Origin of the sequence: Dietzia sp. B44 (genome assembly GCF_014145245.1) — a bacterium.
Lineage (GTDB): Bacteria > Actinomycetota > Actinomycetes > Mycobacteriales > Mycobacteriaceae > Dietzia > Dietzia natronolimnaea.
The window spans coordinates 30,266-30,556 of the sequence record NZ_JAALEF010000511.1; the positions used below are offsets into that span (position 1 = coordinate 30,266).

General features: G+C 66.3%; 1 pseudogene. It reads right to left on the reverse strand.

What is annotated here, in order from left to right:
* Window positions 1-213: pseudogene (locus G6017_RS17080) on the reverse strand (ISL3 family transposase); the annotation flags it as partial.
* Window positions 214-291 lie beyond the last annotated feature (78 nt).

Below are 291 nucleotides of genomic sequence, written 5' to 3' on the forward strand. Positions count from 1 at the left end.
CGGGTGCCCGACGATCGGTAGATCCGTGACCTTCCGCTGGACGTGGTCCCGCAAACGGCCCGCCATCCCGCACTCGGTGCAGATCGGGTCGAGTGTGACCGGGGCGCAGAACAGGTGCGTGAGCTCGTCAGCCACAGCGGCGTCGGTGATGGTCACCCCGCGCTCGACGGTGCGGCAGATGGTGTCGGCAAGCAGGCTGGCGGTAGCGTTCAAAGCGGGTCCTGGGTGGTTCTGGGTGCAGGTGTAGGAACCGCAATCCTCACACCCCCAGGACCCCTACATCTTGTGCCT